Below are 22929 nucleotides of genomic sequence, written 5' to 3'. Positions count from 1 at the left end.
ACTCAGACGTCTGACGCGCAGCCGCGCACCAGCTCGATGAACTGACCAAGCATCTCATCGAGCACATCCGCGTCGAACGGATCACTGAGCTGCTGCCAGCCGACGATGATGCTCAGGCCGTGTCGTGCCAGGAGGTCCGCTCGAGCATCGGTCACCCCGGCGGCGGCGACGGCCTCGCGAATGATCGCCAACCGCTGGGCGTCGACGTGACGCTGGGCTGTCGTCACCGCCGGGTCCGTCGCGCTCCAGGTGCGGATGGCTACCTCAGCGGCGTGTGGCACCGAGGCGGCGAGTCGTCGCAGGATCTCGAGGCGGTCGAAGGGGGCGGACTCCTGTTGCGCCTTGGCTGATATCGCGGCGGTCTGCGCGATCCAGCTGTCGAGAAACTGCGCGACGAAATCGCCCCAACCGTGGAAGAAGTGGTAGAACGACCCGCTGGATACCTTCAACCGCCGGTGCAGCGCGGTCATCGTCAGGTCTCCAGAGCCGTTCTCGGTCAATATGTCGAGGGCGGCCCCAAAATATCTGTCCGGGGTGGCGTTTCCTGGCGCCACGCTCACTCCTTGAATTCGGCTGTTCTGAGGCGGCCATCGTATGACGAATCAACCGTTCCGAGGTGGTCGGCGGTTGCCTGATCGTATAGTGAGTCGAGCTTGTACGCGCTGACACCAGCCGTAGTCGGCATCGGGGGGTGTGTGAGCGGGTTCGTTTCGTGGTGGCGCCGGCCCGATCAGTACGGTGAGCTGTCCTCCTACTTGGAAGCTCGCGGGATGGCGTTGGCGATGCGGCTTCGTGTCGCCGGAATCGCCGCATCGCTGAGCATCATCGTGGCTGCGTCGATCTGGAGCCCCTCTGGCCCCGAGGGCACCGTGGCGGTGACGTGCGCTGCGGTGGCCAGTCTGATAGGTGCCGCCGGCGCCTTGCTATGGATGGTCGGCTGGCCGTCGCGCCGGCACGCAATCGCGTTCGCCATGGGTTCGACTACAGCCATCGCTGTGGCCGCACTCGCCCAATCCGCGCCGGTGGCCGGTCTTTTGGGTTGCACTGCGCTGGCCGCGCTGGCCGTGCACATTGCTTTCTTCTACGCGGCCCCGGTCGTGGTCTACAACGTGCTCTGTGCCGCCGCGGTCGCGAGCATCGAGGCTTACCGGCTCATTCCCTCAGCCGGTCTGAGCAGTGCGCTCGCGGCGTGGTGGCTGATGGTGTCGGTGAACCTGGCCGCGCCCGTCGGACTGCACATGACCAGTCGGATCATCGGACCCGACGTCGTCCTGGCGGATCGAGACCCGCTCACCGGCTTGTGGAACCGTCGGGCATTTCTGCTCCGCGCAGAGCAGCTGTTGCGTGCCATCGGCGATGAGGGTGGCGTCTTCGTGGTGGCGGTCGTCGACCTCGACCGCTTCAAACAACTCAATGACCGGTGTGGGCACCTTGTCGGTGACCAAGCGCTGGCTGCAGTCGCCCGGGCGCTACTCGAAAGTTGCAGCGAGGATGCGGTGGTGGGCCGAATCGGCGGGGAGGAATTCGGCATCGCCGACACGTCCCTGCAGCCGAGGCATTCGCACGTCATATCTCAAGCGATGTGCGAAGCCATCGCCGCATTGCCGTTCGACGTCACCGCAAGCGTCGGTGTAGCCAGCATCGACGTGTGTGCGGAGACCGCCCTGGGCAGTCCGCAGCAGTTGCTGTCCCGGATGGCATCGGGTGCGGACGCGGCGATGTATGCGGCCAAGGCCGCAGGCGGTAACCGCGCGCGTCACTGTGACTAGGTTCGTGGTCCGCCGAGCGCACGATCAACGAACGTCAGATTGTCGGTACCGCCGACCAGTCGATTGGTTGCACGCGGAAACCGCGGACATCGCGCATCCCGTGCTCGATGAGCTCGATCTGGCGGCGGACGCGGCGGCTGAGCAGGCGGACGATATCGCGTTCCCGTTCGGCGCCATGCTCGGCGACGAACTTCTCAAGCCGCCGGTCGGCGTCTCGCCAATCGTCCGGGCGCACTCCGAGCAACTGCTTTTCGTCCTCGCGATCAGCGTCCTCCACCGACGCCGATGCCTTGGCGCTGCGGTGCAGGCCCGGCAGCAGGTCGCGCACGATCGCGAGGCGGAAGGCCACGTGGTCATCGGGATCCAGGTCGTCCAGGACGTCGGCGAGGATGCGCTCGACGGAGACGAAGCCCGGGTCGTTGCGTGGGGTCGCCGACGTCACCACCGGCGGTGGATCGAGCGAGTAGCCGCCTTCTTCGGCGATGATCTGCAGGCAGATCATGAAGGACATCAGGGACCAGGCCTGCCACTGGGCCAGATCGAATTCCGCCGGTGGATCGGCACGCGTGGCCGCTGACAACATGGGTGTCAGGAGCGCGAAGCGCACCGCATGGAAGTTGACCACACTGCGGTCGATCGGTTGACCGGCAGCTTCTGCGTAGGCCGCATAGGCCGCGGTGAGATCTCCGATGGGTTGGGCCGTGTCGCGCATGCGCATGGCGCCCAGATCTGCGAACGGATCACCCAGGCAGGAGAATTCGACGTCCATGAGTGCTGTCACCCGGTTGTCGGCATGAAGAAACTGCCCTGCGTCGAAATGAATCCACGACGTCTGCTCGCGATGCATCGGCACGTGCCTGTGCAGCCACGACACGATGAATTCGATCGTCGGATCCGGGCCCGGCTTGATCTCCCGGTACCACTTCTCCGAAAGGCCGAAGCCCATGTAGCCGATATCGCGGGGAGTTGCCGGACGCGACAGGCCGATGGCTTGGAACAGCGCCGGGTCCAGGCGATGCGCGTCGGCGAGCCGGGCGACGTAATCGTTGATGACGGTGCTGCGGGTCGCAGCGTCATCTTGCTCGTCGAAGCGGTCCCGGCCCGGGATCGACTCCATCAGGATCGATTCGGGCTCGGTGCAGAAGCCCAACGGGGTGGGCACCGCGACGCCGTTGTCGTGCAGGACGCGCATGATCTCGTATTCGCGGCGCAGCGAGAGTGTTTGCGTCCACGGCATGGACTCCTCACGCTGGCAACGGGCATACAGTTCGCGTCGCGCGCCGTCGACCTCGACGGTGAGGAACCACGCCGGACGCCATCGCGCTTGGCGGCGCCAGGATATGACCCGGCCGCCGGTCAGCTCTTCGACCCACGCGAAAAGGCGGGGCCACGGAGCCGGCAGTGCCTGCCACGTGTCGGTCACACTGTCGACTGTCATATCGAATCCTTTGGTGCAAAAGAAGTTTCGGCAGATCTCGTCAGGCCTGTGATTGTGCGTTCAGCTGGGTGATCATCTGGGCGATATCCCAGAAGTCGCGATGGCTGGTCAGCTTGCCGTCTTCCCCGAAGCGGCAGGCGGCGATCCCGGGGACGCTGAAGCGCTGCCCGTTCGACGGGATGAGCGAGCCGTCGGCCAGCCGGAGCGAGCCTTCGAAGGATCCACCCCACACCCATTCGAGGTAGAGCACGCCGTCGCGGGCGGCGGGTGCGAGGAACTCGATGACCGAGTCCGGCGCGAACTTCAGCATCCACCGGTGAAAGCGCGCAATATCGTCGTGCCCGGTGTAGGTCGTACCCATGGCCATATCGGAGTAAGTCCCCGCCGGATCGAAGAATTCGAGTAGGCCGGCAGGATCTTTCGTCCACGCGGTGGAGTATGCGGCGGCATAGTGATCGAGGTCGTCTGTCGGGTGGGGAGTGGTCATGACGGCAGGTCCTTCGATCGCAGGAATTATTTTGACTTTGCATTCAAATCGCCGGACTCATGCATGTCGGCTGGCCGTGGGGCGACCCCGTGTCTGCGACGGTTGAACGGCAGTTCCCGGTGCCAATTCGACCGACATCAGCCGGTGTCGAAAGCAAAATCTATGCTACATTTGAAAACGTGAATCAGGCCACACTAGCAGCCGACAGCGATGTAGTTCACAAGCGGACGTGGTGTTCGGTCTGTGAGGCGGCGTGCGGATTGATCGCGACGGTGAAAGACGGTCGCCTACAGTCGCTGAGTCCCGATCCCGAGCATCCCGCCAGTGCGGGCTTCGCATGCGCCAAGGGGCTGGCATTTGGTGCCGTGTTGTCCGATCCCGACCGGGTGACCACGCCCTTGGAGCGGCAAGCCGACGGTTCGTTTCGCCCTATCAGCTGGGATGCCGCGCTTGCGGGAATCGGTCAGCGACTGCGGGGGATCGTCGCTGAGCACGGTACCAAGGCGGTCGGCCTGATCGAAGGCAATCCGGTGGCGCACAACTATGGCGCCTTCCTGACGGTCGCGGGCATGGCAAAGGCGCTGAAGACGCAGCACCTCTATTCGGCCGGCTCGGTGGACATCAACAACTACTTCGTCGCCAACGAGCTGTTGTACGGCAGCACGTTGTGCACACCGCTGCCGGACTTCGAGAACACCGACTTCGCCCTGATCATTGGTGCGAATCCGCTGGTGTCGCACGGGTCGATGGGAACCTTTGGGCGCGTGCAGGATCACTTGCACGATCTCGTGGCCCGCGGCGGTCGATTGGTCGTCGTCGATCCGCGCCGCACGGAGACGGCGAAGCTCGGTGAGCACATCGCGATCCGTCCCGGCGGTGACCCTTGGTTCCTGGCCGCCTTGCTGCACGTGATGATCCTGGAGAATCTCGTCGACCGCGCCTTCATCGGCGAGCACACCACCGGTTACGCAGCGTTGTGCGCGCTGGTCACTGATCTCGACATGCCCCGTGCGGCAACCGAATCGGGTGTCGATCTGGAGACCATCCATAGCCTGGCCCGGGATCTCGCCGCAGCCCGCACCGCGGCGATCTACGGCCGCTGCGGGGCATCGCTCGGCCAGTTCTCCACGCTCACCAAGTTCCTGTTGGACTGTCTGGCTGTCGTCACCGGGAACCTGGACCGCCGAGGTGGCATGGTGTTCTCGCAACCGTACTTCGACGCCGAGAGATTGATGAAGCTGATGAAGGGCAACGGTTTCGACCGGTGGCGGACCCGGGTCGACAACCTGCCCGAAGTGCTCGACCAGGCACCGCTCATCACCCTGGCCCGCGAGATACAGACACCCGGCGAGGGCCGGCTGCGCGCCCTCGTATCGGTGATGTCCAACTTCGTCCAGACCTCGCCCGGCCCACTCGAAGAGGCAGTCCAGCAGCTGGACCTTTTCGTCGCGCTCGACCCCTACGTCAACGATTCGAGCCGCTTCGCCGACTACATCCTCCCGCCGACGCTGATGCTGGAGCGCGACGGATTTCCGCTCTTCTCCCAACTGCACGCCACCAGGCCCAACGTGCAATGGTCCGATGCCGTGGTGGCACCACGCGGGGAATCCAAGCCCGACTGGTGGATCCTCGATCAGATCTGCCGGCAGATCGACTTGGTACCGTCTCCGGCTCCCGGCGCGCAACTGCTGGGCCGGCTCGGACTGCGGATGCCGCCGCACATCACCTGTGATCTTGCGATCAGGCTCGGACCCCAGGGCGACCTGTTCGGCTTGCGGCGGAAGGGGTTCAGCCGTCGCAAGCTGATGAAAGACGGTGTGTCGCATCGGTACGCGGAGCTTCCGCGGGTCGGTCGGCTCAAGAAGCGGATCCACACCCGCGACGGCAAGGTACACCTGGCTCATGCCCTCATCGCCGAGGAGATGCGACGACTGGGTGCGGCCCCCGACGCTGAATTCGACGATGGATTTCCCCTGCGGCTGTTCACCATTCGCGAACTGCGCTCCCAGAACTCGTGGCTGCACAATGTGCCGAAGCTGATGGCGGGCGGACGAACGTGCCGGCTGAGTATCCATCCAGACGATGCGCAGGCCCGCGACCTGCCCAACGGGTCGCAGGCCGAGATCGCCTCGCCGTGGGGCAAGACGATCGCCACTGTCAACGTGACCACCGATGTCATGGCGGGATCCGTAGGAATGCCGGCCCATTGGGGTCACGCCGCCGGCAGCGGTTGGCGTCGCGCCCGGGACGCCGGAGGCGGCAGGTACAACGATCTGGTCCCCACGGATGCGGCGTCGGCGGACCGCGCCTCCGGCAACGCGTGGCTCAACGGGATCCACGTCGAGGTGCGCCGGGCAGATCTCGTCGGCACCCTGGCCACCTCGTCGCATGGAACCGAAAGTGGTGACTTGTCATGACCTTCGTGATAGCCGGATCGTGTGTCTCGGACTACTCGTGCGTAGAGGTATGCCCCGCCAACTCCATTCACCCCACAGCTGACGAGCCGGATTTCATGACAGCCGAGCAGCTCTACATCGACCCGGCGACGTGCGTCGATTGCGCCGCGTGCGTCGAGGCGTGCCCGGTCGGTGCGGTATCGGACACTGCTGATCTGGCTGCCGGACTGGCCAGGAAACTGGAGCTCGTGAATGCCGAGTACTACGAATTCGCCGGCAGCCGTGGGTAACCGGTCGCTCCGGGTGGCCGTGGTGGGAGCCGGCCCCAGCGGTATGTACGCCGCGGGGCATCTCGCGGAACACCCCGCAGGCACCTGGATGAACGGCACTCTCGTGTCGCGTGCACCGCGGCGGGTGGAAGTGGACGTCTACGACCGACTTCCCACGCCGTGGGGGCTGATACGCAGTGGGGTCGCGCCCGACCACCCGCAGAAGAAGGACGTGGCGAACGCCTTCGACGAGATCGCCACGCGTGACGGTGTGCGGTTCATCGGAAATATCGAGGTGGATCGCGACGTCACCGCCGACGAACTCGCACAGTGGTACGACGCGGTCGTGTATGCGGTAGGTGCTCACGAGGGGCGCAGACTCGACGTGCCGGGAGCTGAGCTGGCGGGCTCGTGCACCGCGCACGACTTCGTCGCCTGGTACAACGGGCACCCCGACCATGCCGGTGGCGGGCCCGTTTTGCGTGGTGAACGTGCCGTAGTGATCGGCAACGGCAATGTCGCCCTCGACGTTGCCCGCGTGTTGAGCATGTCGCCCGAGGATGCCGCACGCACCGACATCGCTGCGCACGCCGAAACCGCCTTGCGGACCTCTGCGATTCGGGAGGTGGTCATCGTCGGCCGGCGCGGGCCGGAGCAGGCGGCGTTCACCAACCCCGAACTCGAGGAGCTCCTGGCGCTCGACACCGTCGACGTCATGGTCGACGGCGCCGAGTTGCGAACCGACGACCAACCGGCGACGACGGCGGCCGGGGCCCGGCGGAAGCGCCTGATCGCCGAGCTTCTTTCGCGAGAGCCGCGCGGGTTGTCGCGGCGTATCCGATTCATGTTTGGGCACAAGCCGTCTCGAATCATCGGATCGGATTTCGTCACAGCCGTCGAGCTGACGTCGACCGGCGGTCAGTCCACCGTTCTCGATACCGGTCTGGTGATAGCTGCGATCGGCTATGCGTCGGTTGCCATCCCGGGACTGCCGTTCGACGACGCCGCGAAGATCATCCCCAACGTAGGTGGCCGGGTCCAGGATTGCGCAGGCGCCTATGTCACCGGCTGGATAAAGCGTGGCCCATCGGGGGTTATCGGCACCAACAAGTGGTGTGCACGGGAGACGGTGGGCTCCTTGTTCGAGGACGTCAACTCTGGCCTGATCGGTGGCCGTCAACCGCTTTCGCACGGGGAAGTGCTGGAAGCACTGATCTCTCGCGGCGCGCAGCCGGTGGGATGGCACCACTGGCGTGAGATCGATGCGCACGAGAAAGCCCAGGGGCGCGCCGCGCAACGCCCGCGACTGAAGGTGACAGCTCGATCGGAACTACTGGAAGTGGCGCACGGCTGAGGGTCGCCTGGCTGGCCGGGTTGGTTACCGTGCGACCCGATGTCGACCGCGGTCGGTAAACTTGCGCACGTGCAAGTAGGGGCTCGCTCGCAAATGACGGCCAACCGGCATTCGTCGTGCCGGTCGCGCGCCCAGGTCGAAGTTCCGGCCGGGACACGATGAGCGTCCCGTCGCGCCGTTCGCAGCGCGAACGCGTCGAGGAGTCTTCGCGCCGGCTCGCCGAAGCGGCCATCGAGCTGATCGCCGAGAAGGGCTACCTCAATACCACGGCCCAGGAGATCGGTATTCGGGCCGGCTACAGCCGAGCGATGGTGCGGGAGCGGTTCGGATCCAAGGAAGCGCTGCTCGAGTCGATCCTGCAGGACTACGAAGACCGCATCTATGTGCAGCAACAGCTCGGGACGCCCGGCTTGCAACGGGTGCTGGCACCGATTCTGGCGTTGCGGGATTTCGCATCCGAGGATCCGCGTTTGTTGCGCGCGGTGCTCAGCTTGAATTTCGAAGCGCTGCACAACGAGGACATGCTCAGAGAGCGTGTCGCGGGCTGGCTCGCGCAGGTGAAGGACGGTACCTGTCGCGCGGTGATCGACGGTCAAGCCGACGGCTCCATTTTGGGCACGTGCGATGCCGACGAGTTCGCCGCGGAGATGAGCGCCACCGCGATCGGGTACGCCTATGCGTGGGTTCTCGACCCGGGTGCCGTCGACTTCGAAGGTGTGCTGACGCGCTGGCACGACCGCCTCATTGCACGGCTGACCCGGTCGTGAGTCTCGTTGCGGTCAGGTAGTCGTCGGCAGCGCCCGCACAGCCTTCACCGCGTCGGTGTCGGCGATGATTGCAAAGCTGCGTTCCATCAGGACCTGAAGTAGCTCTTGGCCTCTCGCATTCTGGGTGTCCCAGGACAGCATGGCGAGCAGTGGCAGGGCGATTTGCGCGACGACGGCGATCTGGAACTGCCGCCAGGCCTGGTCGAACGGATAGTCGATACCCGAGTCGGCCAGGGCCGCGAGATACCGGGTGACCAGCTCCCGCTCGCGTCCGTCGCGCTCCTGAGGCGTCAGTCCCTGTCCGACGAGATATGCCACGTCCCACATGCCGCAACCGCGACCGGCGAACTGATAGTCGACGGTGACATGCGGCCCGGATTCACCGAAGAAGAGGTTGTCGGCGCGTAGGTCGCCGTTGACCAGCGTCGCCGGTTCCGTGAGCGCCCCGAGCAGGCCGGGGGCCAGGGCGGCGTACCGCTCAAGGATGTCGGCCAATCCCTCGGGGGCGCTGGCGCGGCCATGCTCGGTGTAGATCGGCCAGCCGGCACCGGTCCCAACACCGAACAGACCCGCCATGCGAGCGTCGTCGATCGCCAGGAAGGCCGGGCTCTTGGCGGCAGTCGGCTTCGTGTCCCAGCCCCAGGCGTGGAACTTGGCCAGCTCGTCCAGCACGGCCCGCGCGCGGTCGATGCTCAAACCTACGAGGTGGTCGGCGTTTTCGAGTCCTGCGAGGTCTTCCATCACGATGACGAAGTCGGTGCTGTCATCCTCGATCGCGGCGAAGTAGGCCCGCGGTGCACTGACTGGGGCGACAGGCGCCACATCGCTGTAGAACGCCACCTCACGGTTGTAGAGCTGGATCGACTTGGCCAGCTCGAGAAAGGCTGGGTAGTCGGTCGGCCACTTGATGATGACCGTTGCCGGGCCGTCACCGTCGAGGTCCAGGTGGGCCCGGTAAAGGAAGGAAGCGAAGCCAACCCCCTCGGCGATGCGATCCAGCCGAACGTTTCGGATGCGGGTACCCGGCGCGAAGGCGCCACTGGAGGCGAGGACGTCGGTCAGCCAGTCGGCGGTCAACTCGGAGGCGGCGCGAGGGAAGCGGGAGATTGTTGAAGTCATATTAGAAAAGTAGTTGTTAACTTGCGCACAAGCAAGTAAGAATGTGGCCATGGTTACACATCGATTGAAGGTCGCGGGCAGCCGCGCACTCGTCACAGGCGCCAGCCGGGGGATCGGAGCCGACCTGGCTCGCGGACTGCGACGCTCGGGCGCGACTCTGGCCCTGGTGGCCCGTCCATCCGAGGAGTTGTCCGCGTTGGCCGAGGAACTCGGCGCCAAGGCGTACCCCACCGATCTCACCGATCACGCGGCTGTCGCAGGACTGCTGGATCGCGTCGAGGCCGACGGGCCGATCGACATCCTGGTCAACAATGCCGGCGATGAGAAGATCGGCCGCTTCGATGAAATGACCTCCGAGACATTGGATTTCATTCTGGATCTGAACGTCCACGCAGTGGTGGAGCTGACGCGTCAGGCGGTACCGCGGATGGCGGAGCGGGGTCGCGGCCACGTTGTCAACGTATCGTCCATCGGCGGGATCATCTGCCCGCCCAATCTTTCCGTCTATGCGGCGACCAAGGCGTTCATCACCCATCTCACGGTCAACCTGGCCGCCGAGTTTCATGACAGCCCAGTCGGTTTCACGAAGGTTGAGATCGGCGAGGTGGCCGATACCGGGCTGATGGAGAAAGGGCGCACCGATGAGGTCTTCACCGCGTTGGTGCAACGGATGTACCGGCTGCACCTGAGCAGGCTGATCACACCGGCAGAGATCACCAGCGCAACGCTTGCGGCCATCGAGCACGGACGACTGTCGGTGCGGCTTCCCAGGCGTATCGGTGCCAGCTCGTACCTGGTCGACGCCCCACGCGCGCTGACCAGCCTGCTGGCCCGGGATCTGCGTCGTAAGCAGCGATCGACGGTGGCCCGATGAGTGCGGCAAGTCCGAGGACGGTCGTCGAACGCTACAACTACGAGCTGTGGAACGACCAGAACTATGCCGTCGCCGAGGAGATCATCGGTTCCGAACTCGTTCGGAACACACCGGGCGGTCGGACCGTACTGACGCACGATCAGGTGGTCCAGCGCGTTCGGGACATGTGTGCGGCGGTCAAGCACGTCCACTTCACCCTGTTGCGCATTGTCGCCGACGACGAACTCTGCACGATCGTCTACCAAGCTGACATCGTCCATCACGACGACACCGCCGATGTCATGTCATCGATCGAGGTGTTCCGAGTTCACCAGGGGCGCATCGTCGAGGTGTGGAACCCGTGCAACTACGACCATGATCGCTGGCCCGAATTGACCAAGGAGACACACGTATGACGACGACCATTCGGCCGGAACTGGGTTTCTATGCCCTTGGCGGACAACCGGAATCGCCGAGGGTGCTCATCGACGAGATTCGGCACGCCGAAGCGCTGGGGCTGGGTCACGCATTTCTTTCCGAGCGGTTCAACACCAAGGAGGCCTGCACGTTGTCCGGTGCGGCTGCCGCGGTGTCCGAGACCATCGGCATCGCCACCGGTGCGACCAACCACAACACCCGCCACCCCATGGTCACGGCGGCCTACGCCCTGACCATGCACGGCATGAGCAACGGCCGATTCACCCTGGGCATCGGCCGGGGCGTACCGCCGCTGCAGGATGCATTCGGGATGTCGCGGATCACGACTGCGCAGATGGAGGATTTCGTCGGCGTCATGCGCAGACTCTTCCGCGGCGAAACCATCATCGGCCACGACGGCCCGATGGGGCAGTATCCGCTGTTGCGGCTCGGCCAGGACTACGACGTCGACATCCCGATGGGCATGGTTGCCTTCGCGCCGAACTCCTTGGAGATGGCCGGCCGGGTGATGGACCAGGTAATTCTGCATACCTTCTTCACCGACGAGACGCTGGCCCGATGCGTCCAGACGGTGAAGTCCAGCGCCGAACGTGCCGGCCGCAATCCCGATGACGTCAAGGTGTGGTCGTGTCTGGCCACCATCGGTGACCACATCCCCGAGGAGATGCGGCTGCGCAAGCTGGTCGGCCGGCTCGCCACCTACCTACAGGCCTACGGCGACCTATTGGTGCGAACCAACAATTGGGATCCCGAAGTGCTGCAACGCTTCCGGGCAGACACCGTGGTTCAGAGCTTCAGCAAGGGCGGACTGCAGGTAATCGACAGCCCGACCACGCCCATCGAGAAGCTCGAGCACATCGCGACACTGCTGCCGCCGGAGTGGACCGCACCGGCGGCGACGGGCAGCGCGCAGTCGTGTGTGGCCACCGTCCGCGAGCAACTCGCGCTCGGCGCCGACGGTGTCATCCTGCACGGAGCGACCCCCGCCGAGTTGGAGCCGATCCTGGCTGCCTATTAGGCCCACGCCTACAGTGAGCGCAGCGCGTCGAAACTGTCGTTGGCGATGATCTGTTCGGCGGCACGTCGCGCCATTGCGCCGAACATCGCATCACCACGCTCTGTCGCCTGCACACCCATCGAGACCGGGATCGTAAGCACCAGTGCGAACAACGCGTGCGCCCGGTACTCCCGCCAGCACTGCTCGAACGAATAGTTCTCGACGCCGTAGGCCGAGAGCCGCCCGTGGTACTCGGTCACCAGATCGCGTTCGTGCTTCTCTCGGTCCGACTCCGTCATGGAGGTGCCGAGGAAGTAGGAGACGTCGATGACACCGGGTGCGGCGGCCACGCTCTGCCAGTCCACCACGGCCACCGGAACCGCGCCGCCCTGTGCGTCGAACAGCAGGTTGTCCAGCCGGAAATCGCCGTGCCACAAGGTCCGGTGGATGCGCAGCGTCTCCAACCAGGTGCCGACCTCATCGGCCAACCGGTTCACCGCGGCGACGTGTGTGGGCTCGAGGTACTGGCCGAATCGGTCCAACCACGGTGCCGCGACCGCGGGGATGGCAGCGCCGAGCATGTTCCAGACCGACTCCACCGGCAGCCACTCCTGCTGGAGGTAATCCCGCTGCCACGAACTGCCGTGCAGCGCGGCTGCTTGTCCCAGCGCCAGGGCTGCCTGGTCCGCGGTGCAACCACCGATCTGCTCGACAGTCTTCGCTGGGCCCATATCCTCCAGCAGGGCGACGAATCTGACGTTGTCATCGGAGATCTCGGCGTGGAAGCATTCCGGCGTGCGGGTCCGCACCTGGGCGGTCAGTCGCTGATAGAACAGCACCTCGCGGCGATAGGCGCCGGTGGTGGCAGCCATCTGGCGGCTTGCCTCGTCGGCACTGGCAACCTTGGCGACCACGGTGGTCGGAGCCTCGGGAACGGCGGTGGCGTAGCTGAGCTCGAGCCGGTAGCTCGCGGCCATCTGGCCGGTACCGATCGGTGACGCCGTCACGTCCGCGACGGTGGCGTCCGGGAATCGGTCCGAGTTCCGCAACATCGCGGTGATGCGTTGCGGAGTCAACGATTCCACGGTGTATTCGGTAGTGGACAGCATGGTGTTCTCCTGTATGCGAATTAACGTGTCGGTGAGTTGTCTTGGTGTGAGCGACGGCTCCTACGTGGCGAAAACCGGCAACTGGGCACCCGGTGGCACGAAGATCGGACTCGGCTCACCGGCCGGCCTTGGCCAGTGCCACGCACTCGATGGGATCGACCAACTGCAGCGCCCGCATCAGCCCCGGACCCTTCCATCGGAGGTGGCGACCCGGCGAAGGAACGCGATCTGGTCGCGCAGCACATGCCCGTGCCAGGCTGCGCCGGAGTAGACGTCGAAGTGGTCGCAGGGATAGTGATGCACGGTTGCCTTCATCCTGGTGGCGGCTTCGGTGGCACAGGCCGGTGGCGCAGAGCGGTCGCCGTCGGCAATCTGGACCAGCACCGGGCAGTGGACCTTCCCGGCGCTGCGGCCCGGGCGGTAGCCGCCGACGGTCAGGACCAGGCGCGCCGCGAACTCGTTTCGCCAGGACGGACCGGCGGTTGCGTACATGCCAGCCACGGCGCCTGGGGAGTTGAGCGCGGCCAGGTCGCCGGGCGCGCCCACCACCGGCAGCAGGATTGGCGGTCGGTGGCGCACCGCGGCCGCCACGTCCGCCAGTCCGCGTGCCGAAACCCGCAGTGCATAACGGATCCCGTGGTCGCGCACCATACCGGCGATGACCGGCAGCCCATCGGTTGCCGGAGTCAACGACAAAACGCCCGCGATCCGTTCGTCCCTGGCCGCTACCCGGATGACGTGCCCACCGGACAGGGAGACACCCCAGACGAAGATGCGTTCGGGATCCACACCGGGCAGTCGGCGGGCATGGTCGACCACGGCCTGGTAGTCCTGGAGCTGTTCGGTGATGGAGACCAGTTGGCGTGGAACGCCACCGGAACCGGCGAAGTGCCGGTAGTCGAAGGTGATGGCGTCGGCGCCGGCGGAGGCGAATGCTTCGGCGAAGGGATGCAGTCCACTGTCCTGGGTGGCGCCGATGCCGTGGGCCAGTACCACGCAGGGGCGCCCGCCCGCCGAGGCAAGCTCGTCGTGTGATGCTGGAAAGTGTTTGGCCGACAACGATACTCCGCTACTTGTGATGCTCAGCGGATTGCCTCCGGCGGCGGTCCGGGCCGCCGATGGGGCAGTGGTCATGGAGACCTCCTCAGGGCTGCTTGCCAGACATGGACCAGCGCTTGGTGCAGTTGGTCCGCCGCGGCGCGACCCGCGCCCGAACGCAGATGGCGTTCGAGGGCACGTTCGTTCATGGCGATCAATACGTGGGCGAGCGCTCGGCTGTCGGCATCGGAGCGGGCCGTGACGACGGCGATGAAGTCGGCGGCGAACTCCTCGTACCGCTCGATCCAGCCGTCCCAGATCAGCTTCGCGTCGGCATCGCCGTCGCGGGCATCGAGCATCGCCGCCAGCAACGTGGCGCGCTCGCGCCAGGAATCGACGATGAATGCCAGCGCGTCGCCGATGTTGACAGCGACATTGCCGGGCCGCCGCAGAATCGCACCCACCTGGGTGATTTCGTCGTCGAAGACGTCACCCAGGAGTTGAGTCACCGCATCGTGCTTGCTGCTGAAGTAGAAGTAGAACGCCGACCGCCCCAGGCCCGCAGCGTCGGCGACGCCGGCGATGCTGATCGCTTCGAAAGGTTGGGTCTGCAACTGTCTTTCGAGTGCAGCCAAAAGACGAGCCCGACGTTGCTCACCCCGCGGTTGGGGGCGCCGGGGGTGCCAGCGTGCGCCGGCCACCACCTCAGCTGACACCGGCACCGGCCCGTTCGGCGCGCCCGGCCAAGACCACCGGACCGAACTTCTCCACCCGGCGCCGCCCCGCGGGGAGTTCGCGCTTGCGCATGTCTCGCTCGTAGTCGTAGTAGTCCACCTGCTGGGTGTGCCGGGGTTTGTCGGCGAAGTGGCCGACGTATTTTCGTTGATCGGCCGCGATCGTGCGGTGCATCTCCTTCTCCGACGGTGGACGGTAGGTGCCGGCCAGATAGGCGGCCGTGAGCCGGGCCTGGCACTCCACGAACGGGAACAGGGTGGGCACCGCCTGCGCGAAGCCCGCGAAGATCAGGTCGTCGAGGCCAGGGGAGAGCATGCGCTTGTAGAGCGGCAGGTGGTTGTCTGGCGCGGACAGGAAGTCCTCGTCGAAGAACGGGAAGGTGATGTTGTACCCCGTCGCGTAGATCACCACGTCAGCCTCGATCGCCGAGCCGTCGACGAAGTGCACTGTGCTGCCGTCGAATCGGTCGATATTCGGCTTGGCCGTGGCGTCGCCAGCGCCGAGGCGCATAAGCAACTCTGCGGATTGGGTTGGGTGGGCTTCGAGGAAGTTGTGGTTCGGTGTCGGCAGGCCGTAGTCCTCGGGATTGCCGAAGAGCAGGCGGGGGACGGGTCGCATGGCGCGCCGCTGCCACGACAGCGGAATGACCGGCAGGGTGCGCGCGATCTTGTCGGCGGTCTTGCCAAAGATGTACTTGGGCACGATCCAGGCACCCGAACGGGTCGACAGATAGACGGTGTTCTGCCAGGACTTCTGCGATAGTTCGGAGACCAGGTCGGCGGCCGAGTTTCCGATGCCGACCACCACGATGCGCTTTCCGCGCAGGTCCAGCGGTTCGGTGGGATCGATGTAAGCGTGCGCGTGAATGCTCTCCCCGGTGAACTCACCGGGGAAGACCGCGGTGCGTGGGTCCCAGTGGTGGCCGTTGGCAACCACCAGGGCGTCATACCGTCGGATCTGTCCGTCCCCGGTGCGCAGTTCCCAGCCACCGCCGTCGAGCCGTCGCGCATGCCGGACCGGATTCTCGAACTGGATGTGCGATAGCAGGCCGAAGGCGTCGGCATAGTCGTCGAGATAGGACTTGATCTGGGTGTGATGCGGGAAGTCGGGGAGATCATCGTTCATCGGAAAGTCTTTGAAGGACAAGCAGTCCCGCGAGGTATCGATGTGCAGTGACCGGTAGGCGCTGGAGTGGCCGTTGGGATTGCGGAACGCCCAGTTGCCGCCGATGCGGTCAGAAGATTCGAAACAGTCGTATTCGATGCCGGCGTCGGCGAGGTTCTTGGCGGAGGTGAGGCCGCTGATGCCCGCCCCGATGATGGCGGTCTTGGGTGTGGCGTGCATGACTCTCCCTGGATGGTGTGACTGCGGTCACGGTAACAGGGAATTCTGACAAGCGTCAACAAATCAATCTTGAATTTTCTCATCCAAAATAATTCAAGAAGATATGGAGTTATATCGCTCTGTAGTGGTGATTCCCGCCTATGTGGTGAGCACGCGGCTTCGTTTCTAACCAAGATTCATCTACCGTGTGTGAGGTGCGTCTAGGCGATCCGGCCGACGAGGAGAACACGATGGCAGTCTTATCAGGGGGCGGAACGGGTCTGCGGTACGCCCATGTGCCGGAGGATCAGAGCGCGGAGCTGATCGACCTCACCGTTGGTCAACTGTTGGCTCGGCGGGCGCAGACTCATGCCGACCACGTCGCGGTCGTCGGGGTCCGTCACGACGGCTCTTCCGGCCGCCTCACCTACGCGCAGCTCTACGACGAAGCGGCGCGGGTCGCGACGGCCCTGAGCGCACTGGCCGACCGTGGCAGCTATGTGGCCCTGTGGGCTCCAAACGTGTTGGAATGGACGATCATTCAGTACGGTGCGGCGCTCGCGGGCATGGTGCTCGTCGCGCTCAACCCTGCACTGCGGGCCGAAGAGTTGCACTACGCCCTCGCGCACTCCCGCACCACCGTGCTCATTCATGCCGACACCAACCGCGACGACGACTTGGCTGCGGTCGTGGCAGGCGTGGCGCCCGGCCTGGACGGGCTCGTCTGCATCTCTCTCTCGGAACGGGATCGGTGGCAGACCGCCCAGGCGAGCCCCACCGTCCTGGACAGTGCGCCGACCGATGCCGACGACGCGGTGATGCTGCAGTACACCTCGGGCACGACGGGTCGACCCAAGGGCGTCCTGTTGAAGCACCGGTCCCTGGTCAACGTCGCCAAGCTGACGCTGGAAGTCGCGGAAGTGGAGCCAGGATCGGTGTGCCTGAACCCGCTGCCGATGTTCCACACCGCCGGCTGCGTCATCGCGACTCTCGGCCCGCTGTGGATCGGCGGAACGGTTGTCCTCGTCGAACGCTTCCGGCCTGCCCCCGTGCTCGAAGCGATTCTGCGCGAACGGGTTTCCGTGCTGTTCTACGTACCGGCGATCCTCGGCGCGCTCTTGGAATGTCAGCGGAGCCAGCCCGCCCCGGCGCCGCGTCTGAAGGTGATCATGGGGGGCGCGTCGAATGTGCCCGCCACGATGATCGAGGCTGCCGAGCGGGTCTTCGGCGCATCGGTGTTGAACCTGTTCGGACAAACGGAGCTTGCTCCCGTGCTTGCGGCAACCAGGCCTTCGGATTCGCGTGAGGACCAGCTCAGCACCGTGGGCAGGCCGCTGCCGAGGGTCGAGTGCAAGATCGTCGATCCAGAATCCGGCGAAACGGTGCCCATCGGTGAGCCGGGTGAGATCTGCGCGCGGGGGTACCAGCAGTTCCTGCAATACCTTCACGACCCCGATGCGACGGCCCGTGCGGTGGATGCCGATGGCTTCGTGCATACCGGAGATCTGGGCGCCCTCGACGAGCGGGGATACTTACGCGTCACCGGTCGTCTCAAGGACCTGATCATCCGCGGCGGGGAGAACATCTCGCCGACCGAGATCGAGATGACCCTCGTCGGCCATGACGCCGTCCTCGACGCCGCCGTCGTCGGGCTACCCGACGACCGGTGGGGCGAGATCGTCGCCGCCGTGATTCGGGTTGACGACCAGTTGCCGCAGTTCGTCAAGGACGACGTCGTCGACTACCTCGCCCAGCGGCTGGCACCGTTCAAGGTGCCTGCCCGGTGGTTCGTCACCGATGCCTTCCCGACGACCCCGACGGGCAAGGTGCGCAAGTTCGCCGTGCGCGACGCCATCGCCGCTGGCGATCTGCAGGAGCTCTGACGTGCCAGGCACCATCGACGAGAGACGTCGCGCGCTGCGGGAGGCATTCTCTCGCTGGAGGCCCACGACGCTGCACGGGCGCCTCGACTCCTGCGCACGGCAATACGGTAGTCAGCCATTGGTGATCGGCGACGACGTAACCCTGACCTACCGCGACGTGGCGTACGAATCTCAGCGTCTCGCAGCGGGATTGCGCCAACTCGGGATCGAGCGGGGAGATCGTGTCGGATTGGTCATGGCGAATCACCCGGAGTTCGTGACTCTCAAGTTCGCGATCTCGCGGGCGGGGGCCATCGCCGTACCGTTCAACTTCCTCTATCGACAAGACGAACTCGCCTATGTGCTGGCCGATTCGGGATGCCGGGTTCTCGTGACCATGACGGGATTCGACGGCCTCGACTACCAGGGCATGCTGGACGGGTTCGCGTCCGGGTGGGACCGACCCGGTTTCGAGGATCGCCCGCACGGGTCCGACGACGCAGTGCCCGAGTTGCGACACGTCGTGGTCCTCGACACCGATGGACGTACTCGCCCCGGGGTTCGATCCGTTGCCGACCTGGCAGCGCTTGGAGCTCGGCACCAGGGCCTTGGCGTCACCGGCCACGCGTCGCCGGACGATCCCGCCGACATGCTGTACACCAGCGGGACCACCGGCACCCCCAAGGGGGTGATCACCACGCACGACGCCGTACTGCGAACCGCGTACGCCTCCGCGCTGACGCGTGCCTTCGGCGATGGGCGGCGGGTCCTGTTCTCGCTGCCGTGCTATCACATGTTCGGTTACGTGGAGGGGCTCCTCGCGGTGCTCTACGTCGGCGGAGCCATCATCCCGCTCACCGCGTTTCGCCCCGAGTGGTACTTCGCGAGCATCGAACGGCACCGTGCCACGGACATGCTGTGCGTGCCGACGATGGCCGTCGCCATGGTGGAGAGTCCGGCGAGGTCGTCGTTCGACCTGTCAACGCTCACCGCCCTGCTATGTGGGTCCGCACCCGCCCCCGGGTGGCTGTGGCCGCGCATCGCCGAGGAGTTCGGCGTCCACGAGATCGTCACCGGGTACGGAATGACCGAATGTGGCGGGGCGATGACGCTTACCCGCCCCGAGGATCCCCTGCATCTGACCACCGAGACCGCGGGACGGCCGAAGATGGCAGGGGCGGCGTCCATTCCGGGATCCGATGCCCTCGTCGTGTACAAGACCGTTGACCCGGTGACGGGCGCGGATCTGCCGGTGGGGGAGGAAGGCGAGTTGGTCTCGCGTGGGCCGACCGTCATGCTCGGCTTCTGGAATCGACCCGAGCAGACCGCGGCTGCGTTGCGCGGCGAGTGGCTGCACTCCGGTGACCTTGGGACGGTGGGATCCGATGGGTACCTGCGCATCACGGGCCGCAGCAAGGAGCTCTACAAGAGCGGCGGCGAGCTGGTAATGCCTCGAGAGATCGAAGACCTCCTCGCTCGCCACGACGACATCAGTCAGGTGTTCGCCATCGGTCTGGTCGACGATCGATGGGGTGAGATCGGCTGTGCAGTAGTTGTTCTCGCGCCGGGAGCAACCTTGACCGAGGCCGACGTCGTGGCGCTGTGCCGGGCAAACCTTGCCAAGTTCAAGGTGCCCAAACGGGTCGTCTTCGTCGACGCCGACGATCTGCCGAAGACCCCGACGGGCAAGGTGCAGAAGTTCAAGCTCGTCGAGCTGGTGACGAGTTAGCCCGCGAGGTCTTTTAGACGGGCCACGTGATCGACGCGCTCCGCGTGCGTCTTCGCCAGCGGCTCGGCGACGAGGCAGGTCACTCCGGCGGCACGGTAGGCGGACAGCCGTGCCTGGACGTGCTCGACCGAACCGATGAGGGCAATCGAGCGGACGAAGTCGTCTGGCACCGCAGCGGCCGCCTCAGCCTTGTCGCCTCGAAGGTACGACGCTTGGATCGCCTCGGCCTCATCTGCGTAGCCATAGCGGGCGAAGAGGGTGTTGTAGAAGTTCGTGCCCTTGGCTCCCATGCCGCCTACGTAGAGCGCGACGTGGTTGCGTACTCCCTCGAGTGCGGCCGCCCGGACATCCGCGTCGTCGGTGACGAGGAGGAAGGTCTGGACGGCGATGCCGAGATCGCCGAGTTCCGGGTCGCGCTTGGCGCGGCCGGCGGCCAGCGCGTCACCGAAGGCGCGCTCGGCGAGTTCGGGATGGAAGAGAAAGGGTTGCCACTCGTCGAAGATCTCGGCGGCCAAGGCCACGTTCTTGGGCCCGATGGCCGCCAAGAGCATGGGAATCCGTTCGCGCAGAGGCTTGTTCATCATGCGCAGCGGCTTGCCCAGCCCGCTGCCGCCGTCATCCTCGGTCAGCGGAAGGTGGTAGTGCCGTCCGTGGTACTCGGTCTTGTCGCGGCGCCAGATCTTGCGGCAGATGTCGACGTGCTCGCGGGCCCGTCCCAGCGGGGCGTCGTACTTGATGCCGTGGAACCCCTCGACGACCTGGGGACCGGATGCGCCCAGTCCGAGGATGCACCTGCCGTTGCTGACGTAGTCCAAACCGGCCGCGGTCATCGCCAGATTGGTGGGGCTGCGGGAGAACATGGGGAGGATTCCGAAGGCCAGCTCGACCCGGTCGGTCGTCGCGGCGGCGAACCCCAGTTGAGTCACGGCGTCGAAACCGTAGGCCTCGGGCACCATGACTCGATCGAGTCCGACGCTCTCGAAGTCGCGGAGGTTCGCGATCGTCTCGCGAAAGTCACCGGCGTAACTGATGGGCATGCCGATCTTCATGTCTGCTCCTACGTCGCGTCTGCCGGGTGCAGAATCTAACACGAAATAAGTGGGGTTCCGGAACCGATGCCTATAGTGCGCTTGAGAACCTACGCGGCATGATTTAATCTGAATTAAATACGTGTTTCAGCGCAGCGATCGATGGAGGGTGTCCGGTGTCGACAGCAGGGGCGCAACACCCGTCGACGGTGCTCGTGTGCGACCAGCCGGACGTACTTGCCGCGTGGCTGCGGGCACAGGGCGAACCCGTGGCAGGCGAGGTCCGCATCGCGCGGGTGGGGTTCGGACAATCGAACATCACCACGGTGGTCACCGACGAGAGCGATCGCGAATGGGTGTTACGCGAACCGCCGCCGGGTCCTAGGGCGCAGTCGACGCACGACGTCGTCCGCGAGGCGCGCATCGTGGATCAGCTGGCCAACAGTGGGATTCCCGTACCCCGTGTCGTCGGCACGGGGGTGACCCCCGGGGGCGCCGGCTTCTTCGTGATGGAACGGGTTGCCGGCGCGCCGTTGGAGAGTGAGGCCGACGCCGCAGCGCTCAGCCCCGAGCAGCGTCGCGGCCTTGGGCTGCGCGTCATCGAGACGCTTGCTCGGCTGCATACGATCGATCCGGCAGCGGTTGGCCTGACGGATCTTGCGCGAGCCAGTCAGACGTCATACGTCGGGCGGCAGATCCGACGGCTATCGGCGTCGTGGGATCACACGGGCCGGCGCAGCGCCCACGACCAGGTGTGGCACAACGTTCGAACCCAACTCGATGCGACCCTTCCTCCGGCACCGCCCCTGGTTCTCATCCATGGCGACTTCCGACTGTCCAACCTGCTAGTTCAGGGGGCCGACATCACGGCGGTGCTCGACTGGGAACTCAGCACCCTCGGCGATCCGCTCGCCGATCTCGCGTGGCTGCTGGATGATTGGCGTCAGCCAGACGAGCCGGCGATCTCGATGCCGAGTCCCACCCGGGCCGGGGACTTCCCAGCTCGAGCCGAGCTGATCGACGTCTACCGGGGAATCACCGGATTCAACGTCGATCGCATCGGTTTCTATCGGGGGTTCACCCAATGGCGGGCTGCCACGCTCCTCCAGGGTGTCGCAGTTCGGCGTTCGTCGGGCTCGTTGGGGACCCATGGCGACCTCGACCTCGATGAACTCGACCACACGATCGCGGTGCTCCTCGACGCCGCGGCATCCAACCTGCAGGCGGCGACGTGAACCTCAGCGCGAGTGACGACGGCATCCACGACGTCGGTCCCGAGTCCAACTGGAACGAATCGATGTACTTCCAGTTCCACGACCCGATCGCTGGACTGGGTGGATTCCTTCGACTTGCCAAGCGGCCCAACGAAGGTCGAGGCGAGCGGACCGTCTGCCTCTACCTGCCCGACGGCTCAGTGGCATTCGGCTTCGCGAGGCCGTCGGCAGAAGCCGACGGGTCCTTTCACGGCGGTGGACTCCGAGTCGACGTCCTCGAGCCGTTCGAGCACGTGCGCGTCACCTTCGACGGGTCGGTCAACCTGCTGTCGGACCCGTCCGCGCTGAGTGATCCCAAGCCCGCGCTCGCGAACTCCCCGGTGAGGGAGTGCGCCGTGACGCTCGACCTGCGCGCCGCGGCGCCGCCCTACTCCGAGACGTTCGACGGGGACGGGGAGTCCTTCGCCCCGAACCACTACGAGCAGTTGACGACGGTCAGTGGCTCGGTGCGGGTGGGCGACATCGCCACTGACGTGTCCGGCTTCGGACTCCGCGATCACTCCTGGGGCCCGCGCTCCTGGCAGGCGCCCTTCTTCTACCGGTGGGTGCACGGATCTGCGATGGGGCTGGGATTCATGGGCGCCTACTTCGGCGACGCCGACGGCACCGATCGCACGGGCGGTTTCCTCTGGGACGGAACGCAATTACACGTCTGCAACCGCGTCGCCGTCACCACCGTGCGTGACGGCGAGGCCCATCCCAGCTCGGTCGAGGTCGCGCTGGAAGCGGCAGGGCGGACATGGACGTTTCGCGGCGAGGTGGACGCCGTGGTTCCCCTCCGCCATCGACGCCACGACGACGACGGCGGGCGCAACGCCACCAGGATCGCCGAGGCAGCGACGGTATGGACCGCCGAGGACGGCTCGGTGCTGCACGGAATGTCGGAATACCTAGACCAAGTCCACCATGGCCAGCTCGTTGGCCTACGGGTGTAAGGAGAAACA

General features: G+C 65.5%; 21 protein-coding genes. 12 read left to right on the top strand and 9 right to left on the bottom strand.

Features of this window, described 5'->3' with window-relative positions; all coding sequences use genetic code 11:
• Nucleotides 1–2: 2 nt before the first annotated feature.
• The gene (locus B1790_RS04325; RefSeq protein ID WP_142271023.1) at nt 3–554 is read right to left on the bottom strand and encodes a TetR/AcrR family transcriptional regulator; all 552 of its coding nucleotides are present in this window, start codon (nt 552–554) and stop codon (nt 3–5) included.
• A gap of 141 nt (nt 555–695) precedes the next feature.
• Between B1790_RS04325 and B1790_RS04320 the strand changes: the two genes are divergently transcribed.
• A complete protein-coding gene (locus B1790_RS04320; protein ID WP_079921969.1) occupies nt 696–1769 on the top strand; it encodes a GGDEF domain-containing protein in 1074 nt (357 codons plus the stop codon).
• A gap of 34 nt (nt 1770–1803) precedes the next feature.
• Here the strand turns inward: B1790_RS04320 and B1790_RS04315 are convergent, their stop codons facing one another.
• Together B1790_RS04315 and B1790_RS04310 are read right to left on the bottom strand one after the other, a co-directional pair.
• Nucleotides 1804–3207 carry a phosphotransferase gene (locus B1790_RS04315; RefSeq protein ID WP_079921968.1) on the bottom strand — a complete coding sequence of 468 codons (1404 nt, stop codon included), beginning with the start codon at nt 3205–3207 and terminating at the stop codon, nt 1804–1806.
• 40 nt (nt 3208–3247) lie between these two features.
• On the bottom strand, nt 3248–3694 hold the full coding sequence (locus B1790_RS04310; protein WP_079921967.1) for a nuclear transport factor 2 family protein: 447 nt from the start codon (nt 3692–3694) through the stop codon (nt 3248–3250).
• An 89-nt stretch (nt 3695–3783) separates the two neighbouring features.
• Between B1790_RS04310 and B1790_RS04305 the strand changes: the two genes are divergently transcribed.
• From B1790_RS04305 to B1790_RS04295, 4 genes are all read left to right on the top strand, one after another.
• On the top strand, nt 3784–6111 hold the full coding sequence (locus B1790_RS04305; protein WP_233164930.1) for a molybdopterin-dependent oxidoreductase: 2328 nt from the start codon (nt 3784–3786) through the stop codon (nt 6109–6111).
• Nucleotides 6108–6380, top strand: a complete 273-nt coding sequence (locus B1790_RS35185; RefSeq protein WP_233164929.1) for a ferredoxin family protein — start codon at nt 6108–6110, stop codon at nt 6378–6380. The genes B1790_RS04305 and B1790_RS35185 overlap by 4 nt, the downstream gene beginning before the upstream one ends.
• On the top strand, nt 6373–7713 hold the full coding sequence (locus B1790_RS04300; protein ID WP_233164928.1) for an FAD-dependent oxidoreductase: 1341 nt from the start codon (nt 6373–6375) through the stop codon (nt 7711–7713). The genes B1790_RS35185 and B1790_RS04300 overlap by 8 nt, the downstream gene beginning before the upstream one ends.
• A 158-nt stretch (nt 7714–7871) precedes the next feature.
• The gene (locus tag B1790_RS04295) at nt 7872–8480 is read left to right on the top strand and encodes a TetR/AcrR family transcriptional regulator (protein ID WP_079921965.1); all 609 of its coding nucleotides are present in this window, start codon (nt 7872–7874) and stop codon (nt 8478–8480) included.
• Between the two features lie 12 nt (nt 8481–8492).
• Here the strand turns inward: B1790_RS04295 and B1790_RS04290 are convergent, their stop codons facing one another.
• A complete protein-coding gene (locus tag B1790_RS04290) occupies nt 8493–9599 on the bottom strand; it encodes a phosphotransferase (RefSeq protein ID WP_158083752.1) in 1107 nt (368 codons plus the stop codon).
• 49 nt (nt 9600–9648) lie between these two features.
• Here B1790_RS04290 and B1790_RS04285 point away from each other — a divergent pair, with 49 nt between their 5' ends.
• The 3 genes from B1790_RS04285 to B1790_RS04275 are packed head-to-tail and all read left to right on the top strand — an operon-like array spanning nt 9649 to nt 11908.
• Nucleotides 9649–10473 (top strand): SDR family oxidoreductase, encoded by an 825-nt coding sequence (locus B1790_RS04285; protein ID WP_079921963.1) that lies wholly within the window; start codon nt 9649–9651, stop codon nt 10471–10473.
• The gene (locus B1790_RS04280) at nt 10470–10868 is read left to right on the top strand and encodes a nuclear transport factor 2 family protein (RefSeq protein ID WP_079921962.1); all 399 of its coding nucleotides are present in this window, start codon (nt 10470–10472) and stop codon (nt 10866–10868) included. Before B1790_RS04285 ends, B1790_RS04280 begins: the two co-directional genes overlap by 4 nt.
• A complete protein-coding gene (locus B1790_RS04275) occupies nt 10865–11908 on the top strand; it encodes a TIGR03857 family LLM class F420-dependent oxidoreductase (protein ID WP_079921961.1) in 1044 nt (347 codons plus the stop codon). The genes B1790_RS04280 and B1790_RS04275 overlap by 4 nt, the downstream gene beginning before the upstream one ends.
• Before the next feature lie 8 nt (nt 11909–11916).
• On the opposite strand, the gene B1790_RS04270 is transcribed toward B1790_RS04275, so the two are convergent.
• From B1790_RS04270 to B1790_RS04255, 4 genes are all read right to left on the bottom strand, one after another.
• Nucleotides 11917–12996 carry an ecdysteroid 22-kinase family protein gene (locus B1790_RS04270; RefSeq protein WP_233164927.1) on the bottom strand — a complete coding sequence of 360 codons (1080 nt, stop codon included), beginning with the start codon at nt 12994–12996 and terminating at the stop codon, nt 11917–11919.
• 177 nt (nt 12997–13173) lie between these two features.
• Nucleotides 13174–14130 (bottom strand): alpha/beta hydrolase, encoded by a 957-nt coding sequence (locus tag B1790_RS04265; protein ID WP_079921960.1) that lies wholly within the window; start codon nt 14128–14130, stop codon nt 13174–13176.
• Nucleotides 14127–14669, bottom strand: a complete 543-nt coding sequence (locus B1790_RS04260) for a TetR/AcrR family transcriptional regulator (protein ID WP_158083750.1) — start codon at nt 14667–14669, stop codon at nt 14127–14129. The genes B1790_RS04265 and B1790_RS04260 overlap by 4 nt, the downstream gene beginning before the upstream one ends.
• Nucleotides 14670–14739: 70 nt before the next feature.
• Complete coding sequence (locus B1790_RS04255; RefSeq protein WP_079921958.1) at nt 14740–16113, bottom strand: NAD(P)/FAD-dependent oxidoreductase; 1374 nt, start codon at nt 16111–16113, stop codon at nt 14740–14742.
• Nucleotides 16114–16343: 230 nt separating this feature from the next.
• Between B1790_RS04255 and B1790_RS04250 the strand changes: the two genes are divergently transcribed.
• Together B1790_RS04250 and B1790_RS04245 are read left to right on the top strand one after the other, a co-directional pair.
• The gene (locus tag B1790_RS04250; protein ID WP_079922008.1) at nt 16344–17975 is read left to right on the top strand and encodes a class I adenylate-forming enzyme family protein; all 1632 of its coding nucleotides are present in this window, start codon (nt 16344–16346) and stop codon (nt 17973–17975) included.
• Between the two features lies 1 nt (nt 17976).
• Nucleotides 17977–19683, top strand: a complete 1707-nt coding sequence (locus B1790_RS04245; RefSeq protein ID WP_233164926.1) for a class I adenylate-forming enzyme family protein — start codon at nt 17977–17979, stop codon at nt 19681–19683.
• Here the strand turns inward: B1790_RS04245 and B1790_RS04240 are convergent.
• Entirely contained in the window at nt 19680–20732 is a 1053-nt protein-coding gene (locus B1790_RS04240) for an LLM class F420-dependent oxidoreductase (protein WP_079921956.1), read from the bottom strand. The genes B1790_RS04245 and B1790_RS04240 overlap by 4 nt on opposite strands.
• A 155-nt stretch (nt 20733–20887) precedes the next feature.
• Here B1790_RS04240 and B1790_RS04235 point away from each other — a divergent pair, with 155 nt between their 5' ends.
• The gene (locus tag B1790_RS04235) at nt 20888–21946 is read left to right on the top strand and encodes a phosphotransferase family protein (protein WP_079921955.1); all 1059 of its coding nucleotides are present in this window, start codon (nt 20888–20890) and stop codon (nt 21944–21946) included.
• Nucleotides 21943–22920: a hypothetical protein gene (locus tag B1790_RS04230; protein ID WP_079921954.1), complete on the top strand. Its 978-nt coding sequence runs from the start codon at nt 21943–21945 to the stop codon at nt 22918–22920. Before B1790_RS04235 ends, B1790_RS04230 begins: the two co-directional genes overlap by 4 nt.
• Nucleotides 22921–22929: the final 9 nt, after the last annotated feature.

Source organism: Mycobacterium sp. AT1, assembly GCF_002043095.1.
Classification (GTDB): domain Bacteria; phylum Actinomycetota; class Actinomycetes; order Mycobacteriales; family Mycobacteriaceae; genus Mycobacterium.
Note: the sequence above shows the minus strand (reverse complement) of the source record. Positions and strands in the feature narration are given on the sequence as shown.

What these genes read in the sequence shown, in the direction of transcription:
- B1790_RS04315 (WP_079921968.1), bottom strand. Translation starts at nt 3,207, where the DNA reads ATGACAGTCGACAGTGTGACCGACACGTGGCAGGCACTGCCGGCTCCG.
- B1790_RS04310 (WP_079921967.1), bottom strand. Translation starts at nt 3,694, where the DNA reads ATGACCACTCCCCACCCGACAGACGACCTCGATCACTATGCCGCCGCA.
- B1790_RS35185 (WP_233164929.1), top strand. Translation starts at nt 6,108, where the DNA reads ATGACCTTCGTGATAGCCGGATCGTGTGTCTCGGACTACTCGTGCGTA.
- B1790_RS04295 (WP_079921965.1), top strand. Translation starts at nt 7,872, where the DNA reads ATGAGCGTCCCGTCGCGCCGTTCGCAGCGCGAACGCGTCGAGGAGTCT.
- B1790_RS04290 (WP_158083752.1), bottom strand. Translation starts at nt 9,599, where the DNA reads ATGACTTCAACAATCTCCCGCTTCCCTCGCGCCGCCTCCGAGTTGACC.
- B1790_RS04285 (WP_079921963.1), top strand. Translation starts at nt 9,649, where the DNA reads ATGGTTACACATCGATTGAAGGTCGCGGGCAGCCGCGCACTCGTCACA.
- B1790_RS04280 (WP_079921962.1), top strand. Translation starts at nt 10,470, where the DNA reads ATGAGTGCGGCAAGTCCGAGGACGGTCGTCGAACGCTACAACTACGAG.
- B1790_RS04275 (WP_079921961.1), top strand. Translation starts at nt 10,865, where the DNA reads ATGACGACGACCATTCGGCCGGAACTGGGTTTCTATGCCCTTGGCGGA.
- B1790_RS04270 (WP_233164927.1), bottom strand. Translation starts at nt 12,996, where the DNA reads ATGCTGTCCACTACCGAATACACCGTGGAATCGTTGACTCCGCAACGC.
- B1790_RS04265 (WP_079921960.1), bottom strand. Translation starts at nt 14,130, where the DNA reads ATGACCACTGCCCCATCGGCGGCCCGGACCGCCGCCGGAGGCAATCCG.
- B1790_RS04255 (WP_079921958.1), bottom strand. Translation starts at nt 16,113, where the DNA reads ATGCACGCCACACCCAAGACCGCCATCATCGGGGCGGGCATCAGCGGC.
- B1790_RS04250 (WP_079922008.1), top strand. Translation starts at nt 16,344, where the DNA reads ATGGCAGTCTTATCAGGGGGCGGAACGGGTCTGCGGTACGCCCATGTG.
- B1790_RS04240 (WP_079921956.1), bottom strand. Translation starts at nt 20,732, where the DNA reads ATGAAGATCGGCATGCCCATCAGTTACGCCGGTGACTTTCGCGAGACG.